At 49.3% G+C, this 20908-nt stretch carries 16 protein-coding genes and 2 pseudogenes; all 18 read right to left on the bottom strand.

Annotated elements, in window-relative coordinates:
- Positions 1-211 precede the first annotated feature (211 nt).
- Positions 212-1393: a glycoside hydrolase family 76 protein gene (locus tag ACFVU8_RS02750; protein WP_387427177.1), complete on the bottom strand. Its 1182-nt coding sequence runs from the start codon at positions 1391-1393 to the stop codon at positions 212-214.
- Between the two features lie 65 nt (positions 1394-1458).
- Positions 1459-2514, bottom strand: a complete 1056-nt coding sequence (locus ACFVU8_RS02745) for a glycoside hydrolase family 76 protein (protein WP_387425761.1) — start codon at positions 2512-2514, stop codon at positions 1459-1461.
- A gap of 61 nt (positions 2515-2575) precedes the next feature.
- On the bottom strand, positions 2576-4108 hold the full coding sequence (locus tag ACFVU8_RS02740) for a glycoside hydrolase family 76 protein (RefSeq protein ID WP_387425760.1): 1533 nt from the start codon (positions 4106-4108) through the stop codon (positions 2576-2578).
- Between the two features lie 37 nt (positions 4109-4145).
- Entirely contained in the window at positions 4146-5033 is an 888-nt protein-coding gene (locus ACFVU8_RS02735) for a carbohydrate ABC transporter permease (RefSeq protein ID WP_379464306.1), read from the bottom strand.
- 31 nt (positions 5034-5064) lie between these two features.
- Positions 5065-5952: a carbohydrate ABC transporter permease gene (locus ACFVU8_RS02730; RefSeq protein ID WP_376767034.1), complete on the bottom strand. Its 888-nt coding sequence runs from the start codon at positions 5950-5952 to the stop codon at positions 5065-5067.
- A gap of 55 nt (positions 5953-6007) precedes the next feature.
- The gene (locus ACFVU8_RS02725) at positions 6008-7309 is read right to left on the bottom strand and encodes an ABC transporter substrate-binding protein (RefSeq protein WP_387425759.1); all 1302 of its coding nucleotides are present in this window, start codon (positions 7307-7309) and stop codon (positions 6008-6010) included.
- Positions 7310-7405: 96 nt separating this feature from the next.
- Positions 7406-8707, bottom strand: coding sequence for a glycoside hydrolase family 125 protein (locus tag ACFVU8_RS02720; RefSeq protein ID WP_387425758.1), 1302 nt, complete (start codon positions 8705-8707; stop codon positions 7406-7408).
- Between the two features lie 220 nt (positions 8708-8927).
- A complete protein-coding gene (locus tag ACFVU8_RS02715) occupies positions 8928-10112 on the bottom strand; it encodes a substrate-binding domain-containing protein (RefSeq protein ID WP_387425757.1) in 1185 nt (394 codons plus the stop codon).
- Between the two features lie 193 nt (positions 10113-10305).
- Entirely contained in the window at positions 10306-10785 is a 480-nt protein-coding gene (gene ybaK, locus ACFVU8_RS02710; protein WP_387427175.1) for a Cys-tRNA(Pro) deacylase, read from the bottom strand.
- Between the two features lie 56 nt (positions 10786-10841).
- Positions 10842-11660: an SPL family radical SAM protein gene (locus ACFVU8_RS02705; RefSeq protein WP_387425756.1), complete on the bottom strand. Its 819-nt coding sequence runs from the start codon at positions 11658-11660 to the stop codon at positions 10842-10844.
- Between the two features lie 106 nt (positions 11661-11766).
- Positions 11767-12018, bottom strand: coding sequence for a YolD-like family protein (locus ACFVU8_RS02700; protein WP_175371861.1), 252 nt, complete (start codon positions 12016-12018; stop codon positions 11767-11769).
- A 120-nt stretch (positions 12019-12138) separates the two neighbouring features.
- Positions 12139-12687 (bottom strand): methylated-DNA--[protein]-cysteine S-methyltransferase, encoded by a 549-nt coding sequence (locus ACFVU8_RS02695; RefSeq protein WP_387425755.1) that lies wholly within the window; start codon positions 12685-12687, stop codon positions 12139-12141.
- The gene (locus ACFVU8_RS02690) at positions 12680-13288 is read right to left on the bottom strand and encodes a bifunctional transcriptional activator/DNA repair enzyme AdaA (RefSeq protein WP_387427173.1); all 609 of its coding nucleotides are present in this window, start codon (positions 13286-13288) and stop codon (positions 12680-12682) included. Before ACFVU8_RS02690 ends, ACFVU8_RS02695 begins: the two co-directional genes overlap by 8 nt.
- A 476-nt stretch (positions 13289-13764) precedes the next feature.
- Positions 13765-14034 (bottom strand): annotated as a pseudogene (locus ACFVU8_RS02685) (DUF2087 domain-containing protein); the annotation flags it as partial.
- A gap of 207 nt (positions 14035-14241) precedes the next feature.
- Positions 14242-16826: pseudogene (locus ACFVU8_RS02680) on the bottom strand (metallophosphoesterase).
- A gap of 3 nt (positions 16827-16829) precedes the next feature.
- Complete coding sequence (locus ACFVU8_RS02675) at positions 16830-18095, bottom strand: class I SAM-dependent methyltransferase (protein ID WP_387427171.1); 1266 nt, start codon at positions 18093-18095, stop codon at positions 16830-16832.
- Between the two features lie 191 nt (positions 18096-18286).
- Positions 18287-19204, bottom strand: coding sequence for a DUF7638 domain-containing protein (locus ACFVU8_RS02670; RefSeq protein WP_387425754.1), 918 nt, complete (start codon positions 19202-19204; stop codon positions 18287-18289).
- A gap of 280 nt (positions 19205-19484) precedes the next feature.
- Positions 19485-20861, bottom strand: a complete 1377-nt coding sequence (gene fumC / locus ACFVU8_RS02665; protein ID WP_387425753.1) for a class II fumarate hydratase — start codon at positions 20859-20861, stop codon at positions 19485-19487.
- Positions 20862-20908 lie beyond the last annotated feature (47 nt).

Here is a 20908-nt window from a genome sequence, read left to right as displayed (position 1 = left end):
AAGAATCTCAGTGCTCACACAGATCCACAATTCAAAAAAAGGCGCCCCATAGCCATTAATGGCTTACGGGACACCTGTCGATTTTTTATCATTTGACAGCAGTGAATGATTCTCTAACTGTCTGAACATCAATTAACAGCCTTGACCTTCATTCAGAACGCTAATGAATGTTTAAGTAATACCCCATGCCTCTGTTGCTTCATTTTTCTTGTCACCCGCATTTCTCCTGTACTACCGCTGCTGCTTCCAGCAGCATCAGTCCACTGAGCTGAACGCTCAACTGAACCGGCAGTTCCGGTGCTTTTTCCCATGACGGACTGCATAAGCCCAGTTGTTTGTTCAGACCAGACTCCCACAGCCGCCCGGCATTTCTGAGAATGATCTCACCTACCTGCTCCTGCTCCGGAAGTTGACGGTACAACTGTACCCAATAACGGATTAGAATCCCTTTGAACAACCCCGTGTCATCTATGCCCTCATCAGGCAGCATCCGTGTATCCGCATCACAAAGCCGCTCGATACAAGCTTCTGAAGTACGGCGCGCGTCCGCTGCATATTTAGTGTTACCCGTGTTAAGATACAGCTCAAGTGCAGCGCCCAGGAACACCCCCTGACAATAGGTGAATTCCCAGTCGTAATCAATTTCTCCATCACCCTGCCTGTTAATTCCATCCCAGACAAAGCCGGAAGCCGGGTCTACCAAATGGGTTTTGTTCCATTCATAGATGCGCTCCGCCCAGTTCAAATCCTCTTCATCCTGAAATAGGCTATATAGACGGGCTGCCAGAATAGCTGCCGGGGCATTCGCCGGAGTATTCTTATAGTCCCTCTGATCCTTCTTCCAGGCCATCCCGCCGCCAAAATGATCATTCCACGCGGTTTTGATGTCCTCCCACAGTTCCAGCACCGTAAGCTTATATTCTTCTTCCCCTGTCACCTTGTAAGCCCGCAGCAGTGCAAGCGCCGTCCACTCCATATCGTCATAGTAATTATGCGAGAAGGTGCCACCGTTATACGCACGAAGACTCCGGCTCAATTCACGAATTTGGTCCGCATACCCTTGGCTGCCGGTTCGTTCCAGCCCGTCTACCAGCACATCTATAACATGGGCCTGCCACCAATAATAAAAGTTTTCATCAGCTGGGCTATTCTCTTGCGGGTACCATTGGTTCATAATTCCGGTCTCTGCGTTGTAATAGTTATGAAGCAGTTGCTGCTGGTACCACTCCGCCCGTTCCTTCCAACCATCCGCGTCCACTGCATGTAAAGAGTCTGGCATTAGCTGCACCTCATCTTCTCGTAATACCGTACCCACGGTTAACCCGATTAGCTTGTTGTTAGTTCGTTGTTCAATGTTCGCTATTAGTTTATCGTTAGACTGTTGATATATCATTTCCTTCACATTGTTAGCTCACATTCTATTGAGTCATACTCTATAAAATAACATCTATTGTCCAATTAGCTCCGCACGCCCTCCAACTCAGCCAACATCTCCAGCAGCTTGATTCCGCTGAGCTGGGAGCTTAACTGGATGATCTCGCCACCCGCACTGTTCCAGTCTGTGCCGAACAGCGCTCCGTCGCCGGATTTCCCGCGCGACCAGAGCAAATCGCCATTGGCGCGGAGGAAATCCGCAGCCACGCCTGACCCCGGATCGGCCTTGCACAGCTCGGCCGTATAGCGGACCAGGATGCCTTTGAACAGCCCGGCATCCCCGCCGCCCTCATCCGGCAGGCCGCCATGCCCGGCATCGGCCAGCTCCGTCACCGCCGCCTGGAAGGTGCGGCGGGCATCCTCCAGATAACCAGCTTCGCGCGTTATCCGGTACAGCTCTACGGCTGCGCCGATGTACACCCCTTGGTTGTAGGTGAACTTCCAGTCCTTGTCGATGCCGCCGTCTCCGGCACGGTTCATGCCATCCCAGACGAAGCCTGTATCTGCATCGACCAGATGCCCTTTTAGCCACGCATAGATCCGCTCGGCCCAGTTCAAGGCTTCGGCATCGCCGAATGTTTGATACAGACGTGCCGCAAGAATCACTGCCGGTGCATTAGCAGGCGTATTCTTGTAATCCAGCTGCGATTTCTGCCAGGCAATACCGCCGTCCATATGCTCATTCCAACCAGTGAGAATATCCTCCCAGAGGATAAACACTGTTTCTTTATAAGTCTCTTGACCCGTAGCCTGATAGGCACGTAACCAAGCCAAAGCCATCCATTCCATATCATCATATAACTCATTAGGCCACACACCGCCATTGCGCTTCAGCAGCCCTTGATGCAGAGCGGCTAATCGATCGGCATAGCGGGTGTCACCGGTACGCAGCAGTCCATCCACAAGTACATCTACAGCATGGGCCATCCACCAGTAGTGAAAAATCGTGTTGCATTCCCCATTCGGGCAAGGTGTCTCAATGTTGTACATCCCGATTTCATCATTCCAGAATCGCGTATCCAGCGCTTCCTGCGCCTGGTCCGCCCGTTCATCCCACAGCTTAAGCTTCAGTTGGTTCATATGCTTCTCTCCCTGGTCTCCCGGTTCTTCCCAAGCCTTCCCGCCGATCTGGCAGAGCAGCTTAAAGTCCCGTCATTTTGTCTACATTCAGATAATTGCTGTTGCCCTTGGTACTATCAAATCCAAGCTCAATAGAGTTGTAGCCTGCATTCAGCGGAACATTTAGCGTCACCGTGTTCCAGGCGGACCAACTGCTGGTACCGTTAAAAATCAAATTATTGCTGACCACCGTACCGTTCACTTTAACGTACCTTCCGGCATTCCCAGCCGCGGCGGCATAACGAAAGCTAATGGTCCGTGTACTGGCACTGTTCTGATTGACGTGAAATACAATTTTCGTATTATCGGTGTTCCAGCCTGCTGTATAGCCCCGCCCTGAAAAGCCTGGCTGCGAGGATTCGTTATTAACACCGTAACGGCGGGCGTTCTCGGCCTCGTAGGTACCATTCCCCGCAATGGGTCCGGTGTAATTGTCTGCCGGAACCAGTTGCAGGATCGAAGCACCTGCGGCGGCAGCGATGGACTGGATATAACCGCTTCTGGCAGGTGCTGTCCAGTCGCTGTCAATAATGCCGTCAGAGGCCCGCCGATGGTTAAAGGCCTGGGTCGCATTCTGCTGCAAAAAATTTAAGTAAGCAGCGTTCCCTGTCGCCTTTCGCAGTTGGTTCAAGTTGCGGGCGAACACCATGCGGAAACCAGGTGAATCATTCTCTCCCTCATACATAAGCGTATAGGAGAGGGTCATTTTATCAATGACATAAGCTGCGGCAGTATTCGCATCCGTGAGATAGGAAGCATTCCCCGTGGCCTGATTCAGGGCCAGTGCCGCACCGAGATACGTGCCGTAATTATAGCTAAAGTCCCAATCTACCACCGTTCCTGAGCCAGAGCCTTCGACGTGGTCATTGATTTTGCTGCCGGAGACCAGTCTGCTCTGAATCCAGCTGTAGATACTCTGCGCTTTTGTCAGATAGTCGTTGTTGCCCGTAGCATTCTTCAGCTTGATAGCTGTCATAACCATCGGCGCATTGGTTGCCATATTCTTTTGCGGCGAAGTACCGTCCCGCTTCCACCAGATACCGCCGCCATACGTGCTGTCCCAATCGCTCCAGATCTGGTCGAACAGGTATGACGCACGGTTGCGATATTCAGCGGTGCCCGTCAGTTCATAAGCCCGCATACAGGCGAGCGCCCACCAGCCAAGATCATCATTAAAATCATTGGCCATCATATCCGGGTACTTGGCGTTGAAGCCCGCATAAATATCATCGATCATAGCGCGGTAAGTGCTGCTGCCGGTCCGTTCATACGCATCCATCACCGTCTCCCACAGCTGGGCCTCCCACCAGAAGTCGGTATACAGCCCACCGTCAGGTCCATGAGCATGCTCTGAATGAATCAGGTGGTCGCTGTTGGTATAGAAATACTTTGCTACAGGATCATAAAAGGTACTGACAAAACTGTTCATTGCCATGTCGGCATTCGCTGCGGTAAACGCAGCCGCATGTCGTTCTCCCCCAAAGGGCGAAATCAGAAGCACAGCCGCCAGAATTCCACTGACGATCGCTGATGCTTTCTTGCCGAATTTTGCCATTCCATCATCTCCCTGAGTTGAAGTTGGTTAAGAACTGTTAACCCTTAATACCACTGAAGGCAATTCCCTGCACAAAATAACGCTGCAACGCCAGGAACAGCACGAGTATCGGTAAAATTGCCACGAGCGCTCCGGCCATCATCGGTCCGTAATCCGTCTGGAAATTATAAGAGAACGCTTGTAGACCCATCTGGATGGTCGCTTTATCAGGATCATTCAGCACAATCATCGGCCACAGGAAGCTATTCCAGCCTGCCTGAAAGGTAAAGATGCTCAGGGTAGCCAGCGCTGGCTTCGTCAGCGGCAGATAGATGCGCCAGAAGATCATAAATTCCCCGCAGCCCTCAATCCGGGCCATCTCCATCATGTCGCTCGGAAGGGTCAGGAAGAACTGCCGCATAAAGAATACCGCGAAGGTCCCTGATGCACCCGGCAAAATAATGCCCCAGAAGGAATTCATCAGCCCCATACCCCCGCTGCCAAAAATATCATTGCCGCCCATAAGCGGGATATGGCGCATCACATAGACGGTCGGAATCATGGTGACGATGCCCGGAATCATCATGGCTGCAAGCAGGACACGAAAAATCGGCTTGTTCAGCTTGAACTTCAGCTTCGCAAAGGCATAGCCGCTAATTGATCCGAAGAACAGGTTCGCCAGTACACCCGATACCGCCAGCACCAATGAGTTCCAGAAATACAGGCCGAACGGTACAGTCGTGAACGCTTTGCGGTAATGCTCGAATGTCAGATGTGACGGAAACCATTTGATTGGCATCGCGAAGATTTCTTCATCCGGCTTTAACGATGTCAGCACGCTCCAGTAAAATGGCAGGAACATGACAAGCGCGATAGCGATGCATAAGATATAATAAAATGTTTTGCCTAAACCCCGCTTCAGCGCGGAATTGCTGCTAGTATCCATTCCTTTGAGCCCCCTTCTGCTTGGCATGTGTCTATACGATCGGGTCTTCCGCCTTCGATATCCGCATATTGATCAGCGAAAAGATGAGAATCGCCATCGCTAGTACAAATGCCTGCGCGGACGCATAGCCCATTTGAAGCTGATTGAAGCCCTGCTGATAGATTAAATAGACAGGTGTCTTGGTCATGTTAGCCGGACCGCCCTGTGTAAGTACGAAAGCCTGGTCGAACAGCTGGAGCGCACCGATGATTGACATCGTGCTGACCAGAAAGGTTGTCGGCCGAAGCTGCGGCCACGTGATGTACCGGAAGCAATCGAACTTGTTCGCCCCGTCGAGCCGCGCTGATTCATAGAGATAATCGGGAACCCCCTGCAAGCCGGCCAGATAAATGATCATATTCGATCCTACCGACTGCCATAGCGTAAGCATGATAATGGACAGCATCGCCGTGCGGGTCTCCGACAGCCAGGCCGGGCCTGTAATCCCTACATAAGAGAGCAGCCCGTTCACCGCTCCGAATTCGGGATGCAGCAGCCAGATCCATACCGTAGCCGCGGCTACGGCAGAGGTTAGCGTCGGCAGATAGTTAAGTGTACGGAACAGCTTAACCCCGCGCCACGCCCGGCTGAGCAGAACGGCGAGCAGCACCGATATCAGGATATTTAATGGAACGAATACTACCGCATACAGAAACACGTTCCGAAAGGTTTTCCACAACAGATCATCCTCGGCCAGCCGCCGGTAGTTATCGAATCCGATCCAATCGTTCCGGCTGAGCACATCGTAGTTCGTAAAGCTTAAATATAAGGCCATGACAACGGGGATGACCGTAAATACCACAAACAGCAGCACTGTAGGCGTAATAAACAAATATGCCGTTCTCGCCTGATGCCTTTCAATCCTTCTGACGGATGTCACTTGGGTTCCCCCTCTATATTCCATTCAGTAATTTGCCATATTACTTTCCTTCGTTTTACTTCACAACCTCGTTGTCTTTGAGCATTTTGTCGCCCTGTTCCTGAGCTTTCTTCAACGTATCTTCAATACTCTGCTTGTTCTGCTGATTGAGCTGGAGGTTCGGTGAGAGCGCATCTGTCTCCATAACCGAGTAGCCAGGGTGAGTAGGACGAATTTTCGCGAATTCCAGCGTATCCATAAATGGCTTCCACTGCGGATCATCCTTGAAGAACGGATCTTCCAGGGATGGCTTGAAGCCCGGCAAATTCAGACTGGTTTTTGCCCACAGCAGTGCGTTATCCTTATTTGCTGTCCACCATTTAATGAACTCCCATGCCTCATCCTGGTGCTTGGAGCCTTCAGGGATCACGAGGCCAAATCCGCCCATAACACTGCCCTTATCGCCACTTGGTCCTGCTGGTGGAGGTACGATGCCATAATCCAGGTCTTTGCCGTATTTATTGTAGGTGCTTAGCATCCAAGGACCGGAATACAGCATAGCAACCTTTCCTGTGACAAAAGCATCCTGACCTTCGCCAAGTCCCAATTCGAAGCCGACTTTGTACACTTTATCTTTGTTCATCAGGCGGTCCCAGAACTCCAGCACCTGCTTGCCTTTGTCATTATTAAAGTTTGTCTTACCATCTTCAGTCAGCATCTGGCCGCCCGCCTGTTGCAGATACATATTGAACAATCCAAGATCGCCCATGGAGAAACCGGCTACTTCCAGCTTGTCACCCTTCCATTTGGTCAGCTTCGTTGCAGCAGCTTCCAGTTCATCCCATGTCGTCGGCGGCTGAAGTCCGGCTTCCGCCAGCAGCTTTTTATTGTAGAAAAGAGCGCGAGCATCTACTGTGAGCGGCAGGCCGTACAATTTTCCGTCGTTGGTAAGCTCTTTCAGAGATTCACTGTAAAAATCATCTTTGGATATGCCGTCACGTGCCAGATACTCATCCACAGGATGAAGGACATTTTTGGGCGCATACAGGGAAGTCCGCCAGCGATCCCAGAACAGCACATCCGGTGCACCGCCATTAGTGGCTGCGGTCAGGAATTTCGTGATCATATCCTGCTGCAGCACATATTTAACATGAATTTTATCCTGAGATTTATTAAAGGCATCGACCATTGTCTCGAATTGCTTCTGGCCTTCACCGCCCCAGTCTCCCCAGAAGGTAAGCTCTGTTTTCTTACCGTTGCCTCCGGCATCGCCCTTTCCGGTATCCCCTTTCTCAGAAGCTCCGTTACTGCCTCCACAGCCTGCCGCTAGAACAGTAACCATACTGAGTGTAACCGCCGTAACCAACCATTTCTTCATATTCTCATCCCCTTTTGTTGTGTGATAAAACTTAAATGAACGACACTGCATTCAACAGACATGTGCAGCGGCAAGACGTTGCATTCGCCTGCCTTCTCAGCTTCGCTTAACGGATATATCGCAGGTCATTAACAAAAACTCACAGAACATCATGTTGGCCCAAGAGAACCAGGGTCTCGTAAACTGTCCGGGATCATCCACATGAAAACCTTCATGCATGAAGCCCGTTCCGGCATCAGTGCGCTCCAGTAAATCGAGCAGTCCTTTCTGTTCTTCCCGGCTTGTCGCCGTCATCCCCTGAATCGCCAGTGCAATATGCCAGATATATCGCTCGGGCGTGTGTGGGCTGCCAATACCGGCTGCAGCGCTGCCTTCATAATAATAAGGATTCTCCTTGCTTAGGATCAGCCTGCGGGTGTTGAGATAGACGGGATCATCTGCTTCTGCATAGCCCAGATAAGGAATGGACAGCAAGCTGGGCACGTTAGCATCATCCATAAGATTCACATTCCCCAAACCATCTGCCTCATAGACATACACATCGCCGAACTCCGGATGCTGCACGATTCCATATTCGCGGATGCCCTCATCTATCTGCGCCCTGAGCCTGGAAGCGGCTGTCTCCATTTCAATATCCCCCAGCACCTCATGGGCAATTTCCTCCACATACCGCAGTGCTACAACTGCGAACATATTGGCTGGTACCAGATAACCGTATTCACAGGCATCATCACTGGGGCGAAAGCCTGACCAGGTCATTCCTGTATATGCGGTGAGGCTTCCCCGGCCGTCACGGATCAGTGTATCCGTCGATGGGCAATTCAAGCGCTGAAACCGATAAGCCGAATCGCTTTCATGATTTTGTTCCTTGCTCCACAATTCCAGTATCCTTCTGACCCCTGTTACAAAATTCGGGTTGAACTGGGAGGTCCGCCCTGTATTTTTCCATAACAGATAACTTAGCTGAATGGGGTAACATAAGGAGTCAATCTCGTATTTCCGTTCCCATATCCAGGGATTCATTTTTGTCAGATCGTCCTGATGGCCCTGGCCAGCAGCAGTTTCATTAAAAGCATTGGCATAAGGATCAAGCTGGATATAGGCAAATTGCCGGTCGACCAGCCCTTGGATCATATCTGCGATTGTCTCATCCTTGGAAGCAAGAATCAGATACGGCCTAACTTGCGCTGCCGAGTCCCGCAGCCACATGGCTGGAATATCTCCAGTAATGACAAAGGTGGTACCATCGGGCTTACGCTTAATCGTCGTATTCCATGTGTTCAACAAACACTTCTCAAACATCCCTGCCAGTCTGGGGCGATCCCCTAGCTTCTCATGTATTGCGGCTATAAGTTCTTCTATGGCCTGCGGAATTTGATTGTTTGAGCTCAGCTTCATAACCTCCCCATCTTCACTTTAATCTAAAGCGCTTTCACAAATTAGTATATTGGTATACCATCCATATGTCAATATGTTTTATTTTCGATAATGATATATTGTTATATCGATACTAAGAGCAAATAAATGCACAAAGAACCCCAAAAAACCCATCACAAGCTGACAGGTTTCTAAGGGAATGACGATTCTCGACGGATATATTTCGTTGACACCAATACCGCTAGACGGTGCCTGGATCTCGGGCAGGACCGGTGGATTCACCGGTGATCAACCGGGCTTCCAGCATGATTTTATTCGGAACAGTGTGTCCGTTCATGATACTGAGCACATTCTCTACTGCAATCCGTCCCATCTCTTCTTCATTCTGCTGCATGTGGGTGAAGGAATATCCCCCGCCCAAATGTGTCGGCGGACTGTCAAAGCAGATGATCGAAATATCTTCAGGGATACGCAGACCAAGCCGTTCCACCGCTGTTTTGGCCAGCAGAGCAATGTTGTATTCGATGGCGAACAAGGCAGTAATGGAAGGATGGTTCTGCAAATGGGAGACCAGACGTGATATGTCGCGCTCAATGTTCTCATCATTAAAAGAATTGGGCAGCGTTGAGGTCAGATCACTGACCCATAGCCCTTTGTCAACCATGATCCCCCGCTGGGCATGAGCCTGGATGAACCCTTCAATCCGGTCCTCCACTGCGGTCGTATCCACCGGCGGCGGCGACAGAAAGGAAATATGCGTATGTCCAAGATCAAATAGATACTCTGTGCCTTGAAGCGCAGCCTTCAGGTTATCAGAACTGACCGAAGCCGCTGCCACGCCTTTCAAATGCCGGTCGACAAGGACCAGCGGAAAGCGGTCAATCACCAGTTTCAGAATTTCCGCATTGAAATACTCACCCTGGGCGGGGAACACAATTAGCCCGTCTACCCCGAGGCCCAGCAGCTTCTGAATCGACAGCTCCTCATTCTCAGGGATGCCGAAGGTTCTTCTCAGCACCAGAAAACAATCTTTGTCTCGTGAAGCCTGCTCCATACCATAAATCAGCCCTGTACCATAACTGTTACCAAAATCGGTAATAATCAAGCCAATGGTCTTCTCTTCTTGATGTGCAAATTTGATAGCGGGTTCATCGGGATGTCCGGCTGAAGACGCTTCCTCTTCTACATAGTCATGCACGGGATCAGCTACAAAAGAGCCCCTTCCCGGCTTACGTACAATCAATCGCTCGGCTGCCAGCAGCTCCAGCGCTTTTTTACTGGTAATGCGGCTTACATTATAAGCTTCAGCCAGTTCCTTTTCGGAAGGAACACGCTCACCTAGCTTGTAAGCTTGGGTAACAATATCCTGCTTCACTTCGTCAAATATTTTCTCATACATCGGCTTGGAAGAAGTCGTCTCATTCATGGCTATCGGTTCTCCTGACTTTCATTATTTCACCTTATACATAATAATATATCATGATATATTATGATTGTCGACCAATCTCCGCAAATACCCGCAATCAGGGGGAGAAGACCGCAAACTCTTTTGCATGCTAAACAATAATAAAATAAAGCGGAACCCCACTTGACTCTTTCAGGCTTCCGCTTAATGTACATCAATACTGTTTAATCAGCTCCGTGAAAACTGCGGATACAGTATCCGCTAGCTGCTGCGGGGCAAGCCCTATCTGTGTGCCGACTCTCCCTGCACTGACAGCCATCATCTCAAGGGGCTCTGCGCTTTGATCAATATAGGTCGGGTATAGCTTCTTCATGCCTACCGGGGAACAGCCCCCGCGGATATAGCCTGTCCACTTCAGCAAATCCTTCATTGGCAGCATTTCAATCTTTTTCTCCCCGGCAGCTTTGGCGGCCTTCTTCAAATCCAGCTCTTCGCCAACGGGAATCACGAACACGTATATATTAGGGCCGCTGTGCGAAACGAGCGTCTTAAAGACCTTCTCTGCAGGCTGGCCTATTTTATCGGCGACCGCAGTCCCATGGATTTGCCCATCCTCATGATCGTAAGAAAAGATGTCGTATGGAATCTTCTTCGCATCCAGAATGCGCATTGCATTGGTTTTACCCGCTTGCATCATCATCAACCTTTCATTCAATTCCCTTTCATATTACATCCAGTCAAGGATAGTCATCAAGGCTCAAAACCTTGCTGGCTGAGCAATACCTGCTCTTCTAAAAAAAACGTCTTCATCCGGTCATATACGATACGCCATGCAGATGGGTTATACCATTCTTCCAGCTCCTGTTCTTCATATAACGAAGATATTCCCAGCTTCCGCGTACGTTTGCCTCCACTACCGTCACCCATGAAATAATCGTCCACACAGACCCGGTCTACCACTTCTTTCAGCTTCTTCGGGAATTCCGGGCTGCTTGGCAGCACCGGTGCAATCGCAGCCTGAGCGGGAATGCCTGCCTCCTTGAGCAGCTCCAATGTCTTGAGACGGGCAGCGATGGGCGGAGCAGCAGGGGAAAAGCGCTTGCGGATCTCGTCCAGATCACTCTCCACGGTCAGGCTGACCCGCACACGGTTTCCGAGCTCCCGCAGCAAATCTATATCCCGCCGCACCAGCGGGCTCCGTGTCTGCACTAGCAGAAAGTCCGGCTGTTCCTGCACCATGACCTCCAGCAGCGAACGGGTGACCTGTTCTTTATATTCAACCGGCTGGTAGGGATCTGTACTGGAGGACATGAATATAGTGACCGGTCCCTTCGCCTTTGCCCGGAGCAGTTCCTTGCGTAAAAGCTCCGCCGCCCCCTGCTTAATATCCACCCAGGTGCCCCACTCTTCCTTACGGAAGATCGAGACCGGCATTTGGCGCACATAACAGTAAGAGCAAGCAAAAGAACAACCCGTGTATGGGTTTAGGGAGTGGCTGTAGCCCGACAGAAATCCCGTTCCTTTATTCAGCAGTGTCTTCGGCTGTTTGTACAAAAGCTCCGTAGCCATCCTGTTCACCTCGCAGTATACAGATTATGTGATTTTTCCTTACGGGGCAAAGATCGCTTGGCAGTAAAGAACCCCAATCGCAGAATTGGGGTTCGAGTCATGAGTATTAGTCCCTGGGATAATTGACTTGCATAATATCCATAAAAGGCACTTTTATAAGAGTCTCATGATAGCTGAGATGCACTTTACCGGTTCGAGGGTCCATGTCAACAATAACACCACGTACCTGCTCTTCCTGCCCCCATACGGTCAAAAGAATTTCAGATTCTTCCATCTTGGCTTCTGCCAGCTGATTGCCAAGTTCTTCGAGCACGAACTCGTCTCTCGTCGGCCGTTTTGCTACCTTTGCTTTTGCCACACTGTACCTCCAATAAGCCATTACAATTTAAGATAAAACGAAGTATGAATGCTCCTTCTCATTATAACATGTCCCTACCCGACATTTATAAAAAGAATTCCCCTTCACCAAACTCCCTGCTTAAAATTGCAGGCGCTGTTCTCCAGCAATAGCAGTGCCCTGCTCCAGTTCCAGCAACCGTTTCTTCATCTCCAGCCCGCCCCGGAAGCCGGTTAGACTTCCATTTTTGCCGATCACCCGGTGGCACGGAACGGTAATTAAGACCGGGTTGGCTCCAATAGCGGTCCCCACTGCCCGCACTGCGGACGGACGGCCGATATGCTCTGCAATATCCGAGTAGGACCATGTACTGCCATATGGAATTTCGCGAAGCGCGCGCCATACTTCAAGCTGAAAGGGGGTGCCAATCAAATCGGCTGGAGAGATAAGGTCCTGACGTTCCCCGTCCAGGTATTCTTTCAGTTCAGCTAGATATGGCTGTAGCCGAGCCTCACCTTCTATAAGCGGACTGCCCGGAAACCTGCGTTCAGCCCACGTGCTCGTCTCACTAAATGGCTTCCCCTGTGAGCCGATATAACAGAGCCCCTTCTCAGTAGCAGCGATGTAAAAATACCATTCTTTATAATCCAGCAACGTCCAATAGATAACTGGACTAGTCTCTTTACTCATATATGGATGCCTCCTTGGCTGATATATTATCTTCCGCAGCTTGCGTCGTTGCCTGGTAAAGCTGGCGGAATTGAGAGGGCGTGTAGCCCGTTTTTTTCTTGAATAGGGTAATAAAATAAGAGGTATTGGGTAGACCAACACTTTGGCCAATCTCGGCCACCCCTTGCTCCGATTGAAGCAGATATTGTCTGGCCTTAGCCACCCTCTGCTGCTGGAGATAATCCACCGGAGTGATACCCATGATCTTCTTAAATGTCCGGTGCAGATGATAGGGACTCCCATGGCATACCTCGGCCAGATGCCCAAGCGTTACAGGCTCAGATAGGTGATTGTCCATGTATCGGGTCATAATTTCAACCCACTCTGCATCCGGTAATCGCTCCCCGGTGGGCTTGCAACGTTTGCAGGGGCGGAATCCAGCTGCCAGCGCTTGCTCAGCTACCGAGAAAACAGCGACATTCTCGCGCTTCGGGGCCTTCGATTTGCAGGATGGTCGACAAAAGATACCCGTAGTCCGCACAGCATAGAAAAAGGTGCCATCGCACGCGGCGTTATTAGACAGAATGGCTTGCCATTTCTCTTCCGTCAATTTCTCATCTATTTTGTGCTCGGTCTGGAGCTCGATTTGGCTCTCCGTGTTGCGCTCATTCTGGCGCTCCGTTCGACTCACAGCCAGTTTCTCCATGTTATGCTCTGTCCGGTGCTCTGTTCGACTCTCGTCTTTGCTTTCCATTTCGCGCTCGATTCTGCTATCGATTCCACTCTTCATTCCGCTCACCTCTATGGATAGTATACCCCTATCCAGGCCTGCCTGTACGCATTTTGGAATACAATAGCAAGATAGTGAAACTCAAGCTTTCGTCGCAGCGATCGGGGGACTTCTCCCGGAATCGGGGGTCACCACTGTGGATCAACTTGGAACTGATAGCATTAGCCTTACGATTCAGCACGACGTGGGTGCGCTGGATGAAGACGGATTCAATGATATGAAAAAGAGAGGCACCCCGCCCCTCTTTTCTACACTCATGAAGTTCCCTATTAACCTCGCGCTACTTAGTAGCCTGCGGCTAATCCACCCTATGTCGCCCAGTTTTCCTGCGGGGCCAACCTATATACCTCATTCTCCCGGGTCATGAATCCATGCACAATAAATTCCCTGCGGATCGTGGCAAAATCCTCATGAAAACCTTTGATAAACATATTCAATTCCTTCTCGGGATATGGACGTCCCGGCTCCAGCTTGGAAATCAGGTACTCCAAGATAATAAGCTTCTTCTTGCGCTGTACTGGAATGCTCTGCAACCGTCCATCGGCTGTGGAAAAGTTACGGATAACAGATGCTTTCAATGCTTGATCTTGATCGCTCATCTGATATGCACCTTTCTTGAGATCGTATTTGAACACCTTATAATTAGTCACTTATCTAATTAGATATTAATTTAATGTTTATTAGTTGTCAATGATTCCATTCAAGGGATCAATCTCATATTCTTTTATGATTCCATCGCAAAAAAAGCGCCCTATCCGTTAATACGGATGGACGCTCTACAATCCTTACAACCGCGGGTCAATCTCCCGTTCCTTAGCCACTTCAAACAGCAAATTTGCAGCGATCTCTTTGTATCCTTCATGTCCAGAGTTGATCTCATCAAACGGGATCGCCAGCAGATCTCTTCCCAGTTTATACTCATTATAGGAAGTACGCAGCTTCCGGGCAATATTCTTCTGCTTCAAGAGCTTCCGGTACTTATGCGGTAACTTATAGTCATAACCGTAGATGATGGACAAGTACTCCGGGTTGCGCACCTTCATATACGGCACTGTACTTCCATCCCATGTCTCCGGCTTGATTACAATGCCCTCCATTCCTCTCTCAAACGTAAGCTTGGAGAAATATTGCTCTGCTCTTTTCCAGCTATCCGGTTCTGCAAGATCTAATACAATCGCTTCGTCATCCGACAGAAAGCTGTACATCTCGGATGTCTTCCAATCCGGCTGCTGCTCGCGTCCATCTTCGTAGACGATTTTCAAGATAGTAAAAGGCTTATACTCCATGACTTCGTCCCCAGCGTATAACTCCATCTGCCGCTTGTAGACATCATATGCATTCTGATGATCGGCTAACGGCACATAACTCGCCTTTATATCGTGAATATACTTGTAGGTCTGATACACACTTGCCCCATATTTCTCACTCAAAGCAGATTTGGCAGTACGATTCTGATCCTGCTCAAAGCCACTTGCTTCATAAGCAGCAACAAGCCCGTGATACGCCTCTTCAAAACCATTTTCCTGCAAAAAGGTCAACTCTGTTCCAAGCGCCGCCTCGATCGGCTTAAACTGACGTTCGATCAGCCCTTCTCCGAGCGCCTTCCATGGCAGAAGCTCCCCATCCAGAATCAGCATCGCTATCTTCTCTTTCTCCATGAAGCTGCTAAACTTCTCGTACAACCCGGTATAAATCTCCGATAAATCTGCTCCTTTAATCCTGTAGCCGTTACGGCTAATAGCAAAGCACTGTTCCCGCTCCTTGTGCAGATAAATATTGCATCTAGAGCCCATATATTTCGGCTGCAATACCACCTGCTGAATACCACGATTTGGGGATACGCCAAGCCCTGCTTTAACGATTCCAGTTCTTGTGTCTCCTCATCTTTATCTGACGGGGACATCGTACCCGAGATAAAGTTCACTTTATGGCGAGTAGCGTAACGGAGACGGCGTGCCTCTTCTTCCTCCAGATCCTGAAGTGAGACCTTTCTAGGTTCCTGGAACAGCATTGGCAGTTCTTCCGGAATGACCGCCCTGCTCGACCGATGTGACCGTACAAACGGTTTGTACCCTATGGTGACCGCTGTGAGCTGGTTGCCATAGACGCTGCCGGTATCGATATGAATTTTATTATAGATTCGAAAAGCTTGCTTGGCCGCAATATGCCCGAAGATATGATACGGGTGATTTTTAACCGCTTCCTCCCGTAAAAAAGAAAGCTGCTCTTCCACCAGACCTTCCCGGTCCAACCGGAAATTCCGCTGATGGCGAACCGAATTTCTATCCAGCTTGCCTATATACTTGTTCCGACAAGGCGCATGGGTAACATAATAAGAGGGTCCATTAACACCTACATACCGGTAAAACGGCTTCGACACGGCAACCAGATACTGAAATTTCTCAAGCAATTCCGGATCTTGCAGAAGCGTCTGGGTAGAGTCAAAGTACGAATGAAGCAGCTCTTGATCCACACCTTTCACTTCACCACGCAAATACTTATCTACGAAGTTCTCATGGTTCCCCAGAACAAGAACCAGGTGCTCCCGGTTATCGTACAGAAATTGAATGATCTCCCTCGTCCGTTTTCCTTTATCAATCCAGTCCCCGGCCAGAATCACCTTGGTTCGCTTCAGCTTCTCTCCGGCAATCCACTTACCATCTTCAATCTTGTATCCGTAATCCAGTAGCAGTCCCTGCAGGTCGTCCACGCATTCGTGAACATCGCCAACGATGATATACTGCTGGTCTTGCGGCAATACACTGGATAGATACGCTTGTAAATCCTCTATGACGATACTGTATTCCGAATTGGCTTTTTCTTCTTCCGGTACATAAAAATCCTTAGCCCGCACTCGATGTACCTTCGAATATCCTTCACGGGCCAAGGAGCCAAGGACTTCCGTCTTCAACCGGTTAATATGGCTTGTGATCAGTTTCTTGGAACGTTCTGATGCATAATAGTCGTCACGTTTCCGATAATCGAAGACGATGGCTTCCAGATTATAGTTGTTCTCTTGGGCAATCCCCTTGACCTTCGCTCGAAAGTCCTCTGACAAGCCTGTAGTATCAACCACCACAAACTCGGCATTGATCGGAAAGGACGTTACCAATTTCAGTCATTCGAACAACAGCTTAAAAGCTTGCTCACTGGACTCCAACATAATCTGATCGTACTTATCGTAATCATAGCCGAGGATATCCTGACGGATCTGGTCAGAGGATAGGTACTGGACATTGGCCCGCACAGCACGACTGTGATCCTCAAACTGCAGCCCGGGAATCAGCACTTCCTTGGCAAATGTCGTTTTACCGCATTCTGTAGAACCGATTAACATAAAGATCGTATGAACCTTTGTCTGAATAAGCATCGATTAGGCCCCCTTTTGCTTAAGAATAACGCCTTGTGTGGTTCGGGTTTCATTTACACAATCACCTATGGCTACGAACTCGGCATGCACATCGCCATCTTGAATCACATCAATCATCCATTGCTGAAAATCCTCTTCCCCAAGTTCCCACTTATGGTCCTCATGGCGGAAATCTTTCAGTTCATAATAGCGGTTAAAGTCCGCATTAGGGGTCGTAATAATGAGTTGGTCAAAATCAATAGACGTGCAGATTTGCCGGATTAACTTAGCAGCCTCATCCAGACTCATATGTTCAATCACTTCCGTTAAAATCACGTCCACCTGCTCCCCGTTATAGCTTTCCAGGAACTGATCGATGGAGCTTGCAAGAACAATATTGTCGATCGTCTTGGCCGTTGCTTTGCGTCTTACCGTCTCTAGGCGCTCTTCGTCAATATCAATCGCATAATAGCTAGCCTCCAGCTTTCCTGCAAAAGGAATAGCATAGAACCCTTCTCCGCAGCCAATATCTACAATCGACTTATCGAAGGCTAAGACATTGCCAATATGTATTCTGCGCTGTAGTGCCGTTCCTCCATAGGCAAACTGGATATCATAACGATCTGTTGTTTCCAGCTCACCCTTGTATTTGTGGAACCGGTCCTTCGACGATAAAAAATTGCGTACGAACAGGCTACGGATATAAAATGGCGCATCCATGACGTTTACGCTCTTGATATATTTATCAAGGATACTGTCCGAAATATCGATGTACTCATTGCCGAAGGCCGAGAGGAACAAACACAGTACACCCGCAACATGCAGGAGCTGGTAGAGGCTTTTGCTCGTCTTCACCGTTAACGAATAACTTTTGTGACCTTGATGACTCATTTCAAAGGTGAAGTCTGGCAAATGCTTTTCAAAAAAATGAATATAGCGCACCAACTCAATATGAATCATATTGATGAACAAGGTCTGCTCATACCCCTCAACATCCCGCTCATCCTGTACCCTTAGCGGCGCTGAGAAAAATTCGTTCATTGCATTCAGTGGAAACAACGGCGTATTGTACCGCGACACATTCAAATACTCGAAGTTCTCCTGCTCATGCTGCTTGTAAGAAATTTCATTATCCGCATCTTTAAAATACACATTATACGTCTGAGCATCGGTATACCATCCATAGGCTATGCCTTTACGAACAGGGCGAAGCATCATACCGGAACCGGGATTCTTTTTGATTAAAAATGAAAACTGCGGGTTTGTGGACCTCAACTGGAGGATCGCCATTACCATCTTCTCCTTACTTGCAAATTCGCTTCTCTTGATGTTAATTTTCACTGAAATTCGTATTCCTGAACAGGGTAAAAGTATTACGATATCGCAAAAAAAGCACGGCCCAAGTGGGACGTGCTTTCGGTTGAATAGCATTATATTTTATTCAAACCCGCGATTGGATTTAAGATCATACCTCAACACCGTTACACTTCTCTCTTCTCTTCCGGATTATAAATGATTCTGGCATAGTCATAATCTTTGATGTCCATATCGCCCAAATACATCCGTTCATGCTCCGGGACTTCTTCGTACAATTCCTTCAGTCTGGCCCTGGCATGGTCAGTGGGATACTCCAAGTAGCTGTAATACGCCTGCCGGCACTTCTCCAAAGAGGTCTCGCCGCCGCTGAGCTTCTGATATGCATTGGCCAGCTCCTTGTACTTCTCCTCCGGTTCAGCACTATACAAGACTTCATCAAATGTAATGATCCCCAAATTATCAAATCTAACCGTAGTAGACTCTGTGAAGCTGGTGAACAACGTGCCATTCCGAAACAAGTCCCCGACCTCGTCCAAAGTCATCTTCCATTCAAATGCCGGCGTGTAACAGGATACAAGACCGTCTTCATAGACGACAATATTGGCGATATAATTCTGGCCCTCATGCTTCAGAAACATCGTGAAGCCGTCACCTGCAGCTGTCTGATAAAATTGTTCGGTTTGCACGTAGAATTCGCTAGCATTGGGTGAATGGATCACCCGGCGCCCATGCTGCTGCTTGTCACGCACTGAAATCGTATAGAGATTCTCAAGTTCAGGATTAAGTGTACGGACGGTGTCTTGCAGATATCTTAAGTAAGAGGTCTCATCAAAAGCCCACTCAGCAGACGCAATCTTGTATGCACCCAATCCATGGATTGACAGACTTTCGCCCTCCGGGACTCTCGTAACAAGCCAACCCGCTTCCAACTTTTCCTTTGCCCCTGTCAAATCTACTAGTTCCCAGCAGTTGACCATACCGTCCTCGTAGACATCCACATTAATATAAAAATACTGATTGTTATTAATGATACCGGGCACCCTGGTTCCTTCTATCCGCTTTTGCCTGCTGATTCGCTGCATGATGTTCGTCTCCTTGCCTATTGATGTTTTTTCACCTATGAACATTATGCCGAATATTCAGCGTCACATCAAAGCAAATCGGTCGGTAGATGATCAGGATCGATCGGGCTGAGACGGATTTTCCGTCCTAGCGAATCCATGGCTGCGATCTCGAAAACTGCTCAGTCAGACTTATGTAGAACAATGGATTCAAAGTTTAAGAAAAAAAGCGAGGGAAAAACACCCTCACTTTTCACGGTAATTTTAATTTTCTTAAACAGATCTGATAGAGCAAGCTTTATTAAATCATATCCTCCGGCTTGACCATGCTGTCAAATTGCTCTTCAGTCAGCAGATTCAAGCGCAAGGCGGCTTCCTTAAGGGTAAGCCCTTCTTTGTGGGCAAGTTTGGCAATCTTGGCTGCATTCTCATAACCGATATGTGGATTGAGTGCAGTCACCAGCATCAGGGAATGATGCAGGTTCCGTTCAATCGTGTTCACATTGGGTTCGATCCCTTGCGCACAATGTTCGTCAAACGAAATCATTGTGTCGGCGAGAAGCTGACACGATTGCAGGAAGCTGTGAATGATAACCGGCTTGAACACATTCAGCTGGAAATTCCCCTGACTGGCTGCCATGCCGATGGTCACATCATTGCCGAACACCTGACACACCACCATCGTCAGCGCTTCGCTCTGCGTCGGGTTGACCTTGCCCGGCATAATGGAGCTGCCCGGCTCATTCTCCGGGATGCTGATCTCGCCGATGCCGCTGCGCGGGCCGCTCGCCAGCCAGCGGACATCGTTGGCGATCTTCATGAGATCGCCAGACAGCGCCTTCAATGCGCCGTGCACGTGCACGAGTTGATCGTGGCTCGTCAGTGCATGGAACTTGTTGGCGGCAGAAGTAAATTCGCCGGACAGCTCTGCGGCAATCCCTGCCGCTGCCCTGTCACCAAACTCCGGATGGGCATTGATGCCTGTACCCACTGCAGTTCCGCCGATCGCCAGCTCCAGCAGCGACTTCGAGCTGACTTCAATGAACTGCTCGCACTTCTTGAGCATAGCCGCCCAGGCGCTGATTTCCTGACCAAGGGTGATCGGGGTTGCATCCTGCAGATGAGTCCGCCCGATCTTGATAAGGTCTTTGAACGATTCTGCTTTTCCGCTTAACGTAGCCGCCAGCTGCCGGATCGCAGGCAGCACCTGCCGCTCTACGGCAAGATATGCGGCAATGTGCATTGCTGTAGGAAAAGTATCATTGGAACTTTGGCTTTTATTTACATCATCATTGGGATGGATCACGGCTGAAGCGCCGCTGGACTTTAGAATTTCATTCCCCCGGCGGGCAATGACCTCATTAACGTTCATATTGGTCTGAGTACCACTGCCCGTCTGCCAAACTGCAAGTGGGAAATGTTTGTCAAAGTCACCAGCCAAAATCTCGTCCGCCGCCTGTACGATGGCTTGCATCTTGGCATTATCCAACAAGCCTAACTCCGCGTTCGCCTGTGCCGCCGCCTTTTTGATCAGCGCCAGTCCATAGATCAGAGCGCGGGGCATTTTTTCGCTGCCGATTTTGAAATTCTGCAGGCTGCGCTGGGTCTGAGCACCCCAGTATTTATCTGCTGGCACCTGCACTTCTCCAAGCGTGTCCTTTTCTATACGATAATCCATGCCATCACCTCATTTTTAGAATAGAAATCAGGCCTTTAGCGGTTCTT

Source organism: Paenibacillus sp. NPDC058177, assembly GCF_042883835.1.
GTDB classification, from domain to species: domain Bacteria; phylum Bacillota; class Bacilli; order Paenibacillales; family Paenibacillaceae; genus Paenibacillus_AQ; species Paenibacillus_AQ agri.
The sequence above is the reverse complement of the archived record's forward strand: the minus strand, read 5'-3'. Positions and strand labels throughout refer to the sequence as shown.

Excerpts from the sequence above, each read along its gene's own strand:
- ACFVU8_RS02735 (WP_379464306.1), bottom strand. The coding sequence starts at position 5,033 with ATGGATACTAGCAGCAATTCCGCGCTGAAGCGGGGTTTAGGCAAAACA.
- ybaK (WP_387427175.1), bottom strand. The coding sequence starts at position 10,785 with ATGCAAGCGGGTAAAACCAATGCAATGCGCATTCTGGATGCGAAGAAG.
- ACFVU8_RS02750 (WP_387427177.1), bottom strand. The coding sequence starts at position 1,393 with ATGATATATCAACAGTCTAACGATAAACTAATAGCGAACATTGAACAA.
- ACFVU8_RS02705 (WP_387425756.1), bottom strand. The coding sequence starts at position 11,660 with ATGGCTACGGAGCTTTTGTACAAACAGCCGAAGACACTGCTGAATAAA.
- ACFVU8_RS02745 (WP_387425761.1), bottom strand. The coding sequence starts at position 2,514 with ATGAACCAACTGAAGCTTAAGCTGTGGGATGAACGGGCGGACCAGGCG.
- ACFVU8_RS02740 (WP_387425760.1), bottom strand. The coding sequence starts at position 4,108 with ATGGCAAAATTCGGCAAGAAAGCATCAGCGATCGTCAGTGGAATTCTG.
- fumC (WP_387425753.1), bottom strand. The coding sequence starts at position 20,861 with ATGGATTATCGTATAGAAAAGGACACGCTTGGAGAAGTGCAGGTGCCA.
- ACFVU8_RS02670 (WP_387425754.1), bottom strand. The coding sequence starts at position 19,204 with ATGCAGCGAATCAGCAGGCAAAAGCGGATAGAAGGAACCAGGGTGCCC.
- ACFVU8_RS02695 (WP_387425755.1), bottom strand. The coding sequence starts at position 12,687 with ATGAGTAAAGAGACTAGTCCAGTTATCTATTGGACGTTGCTGGATTAT.
- ACFVU8_RS02675 (WP_387427171.1), bottom strand. The coding sequence starts at position 18,095 with ATGGCGATCCTCCAGTTGAGGTCCACAAACCCGCAGTTTTCATTTTTA.
- ACFVU8_RS02715 (WP_387425757.1), bottom strand. The coding sequence starts at position 10,112 with ATGAATGAGACGACTTCTTCCAAGCCGATGTATGAGAAAATATTTGAC.
- ACFVU8_RS02725 (WP_387425759.1), bottom strand. The coding sequence starts at position 7,309 with ATGAAGAAATGGTTGGTTACGGCGGTTACACTCAGTATGGTTACTGTT.
- ACFVU8_RS02720 (WP_387425758.1), bottom strand. The coding sequence starts at position 8,707 with ATGAAGCTGAGCTCAAACAATCAAATTCCGCAGGCCATAGAAGAACTT.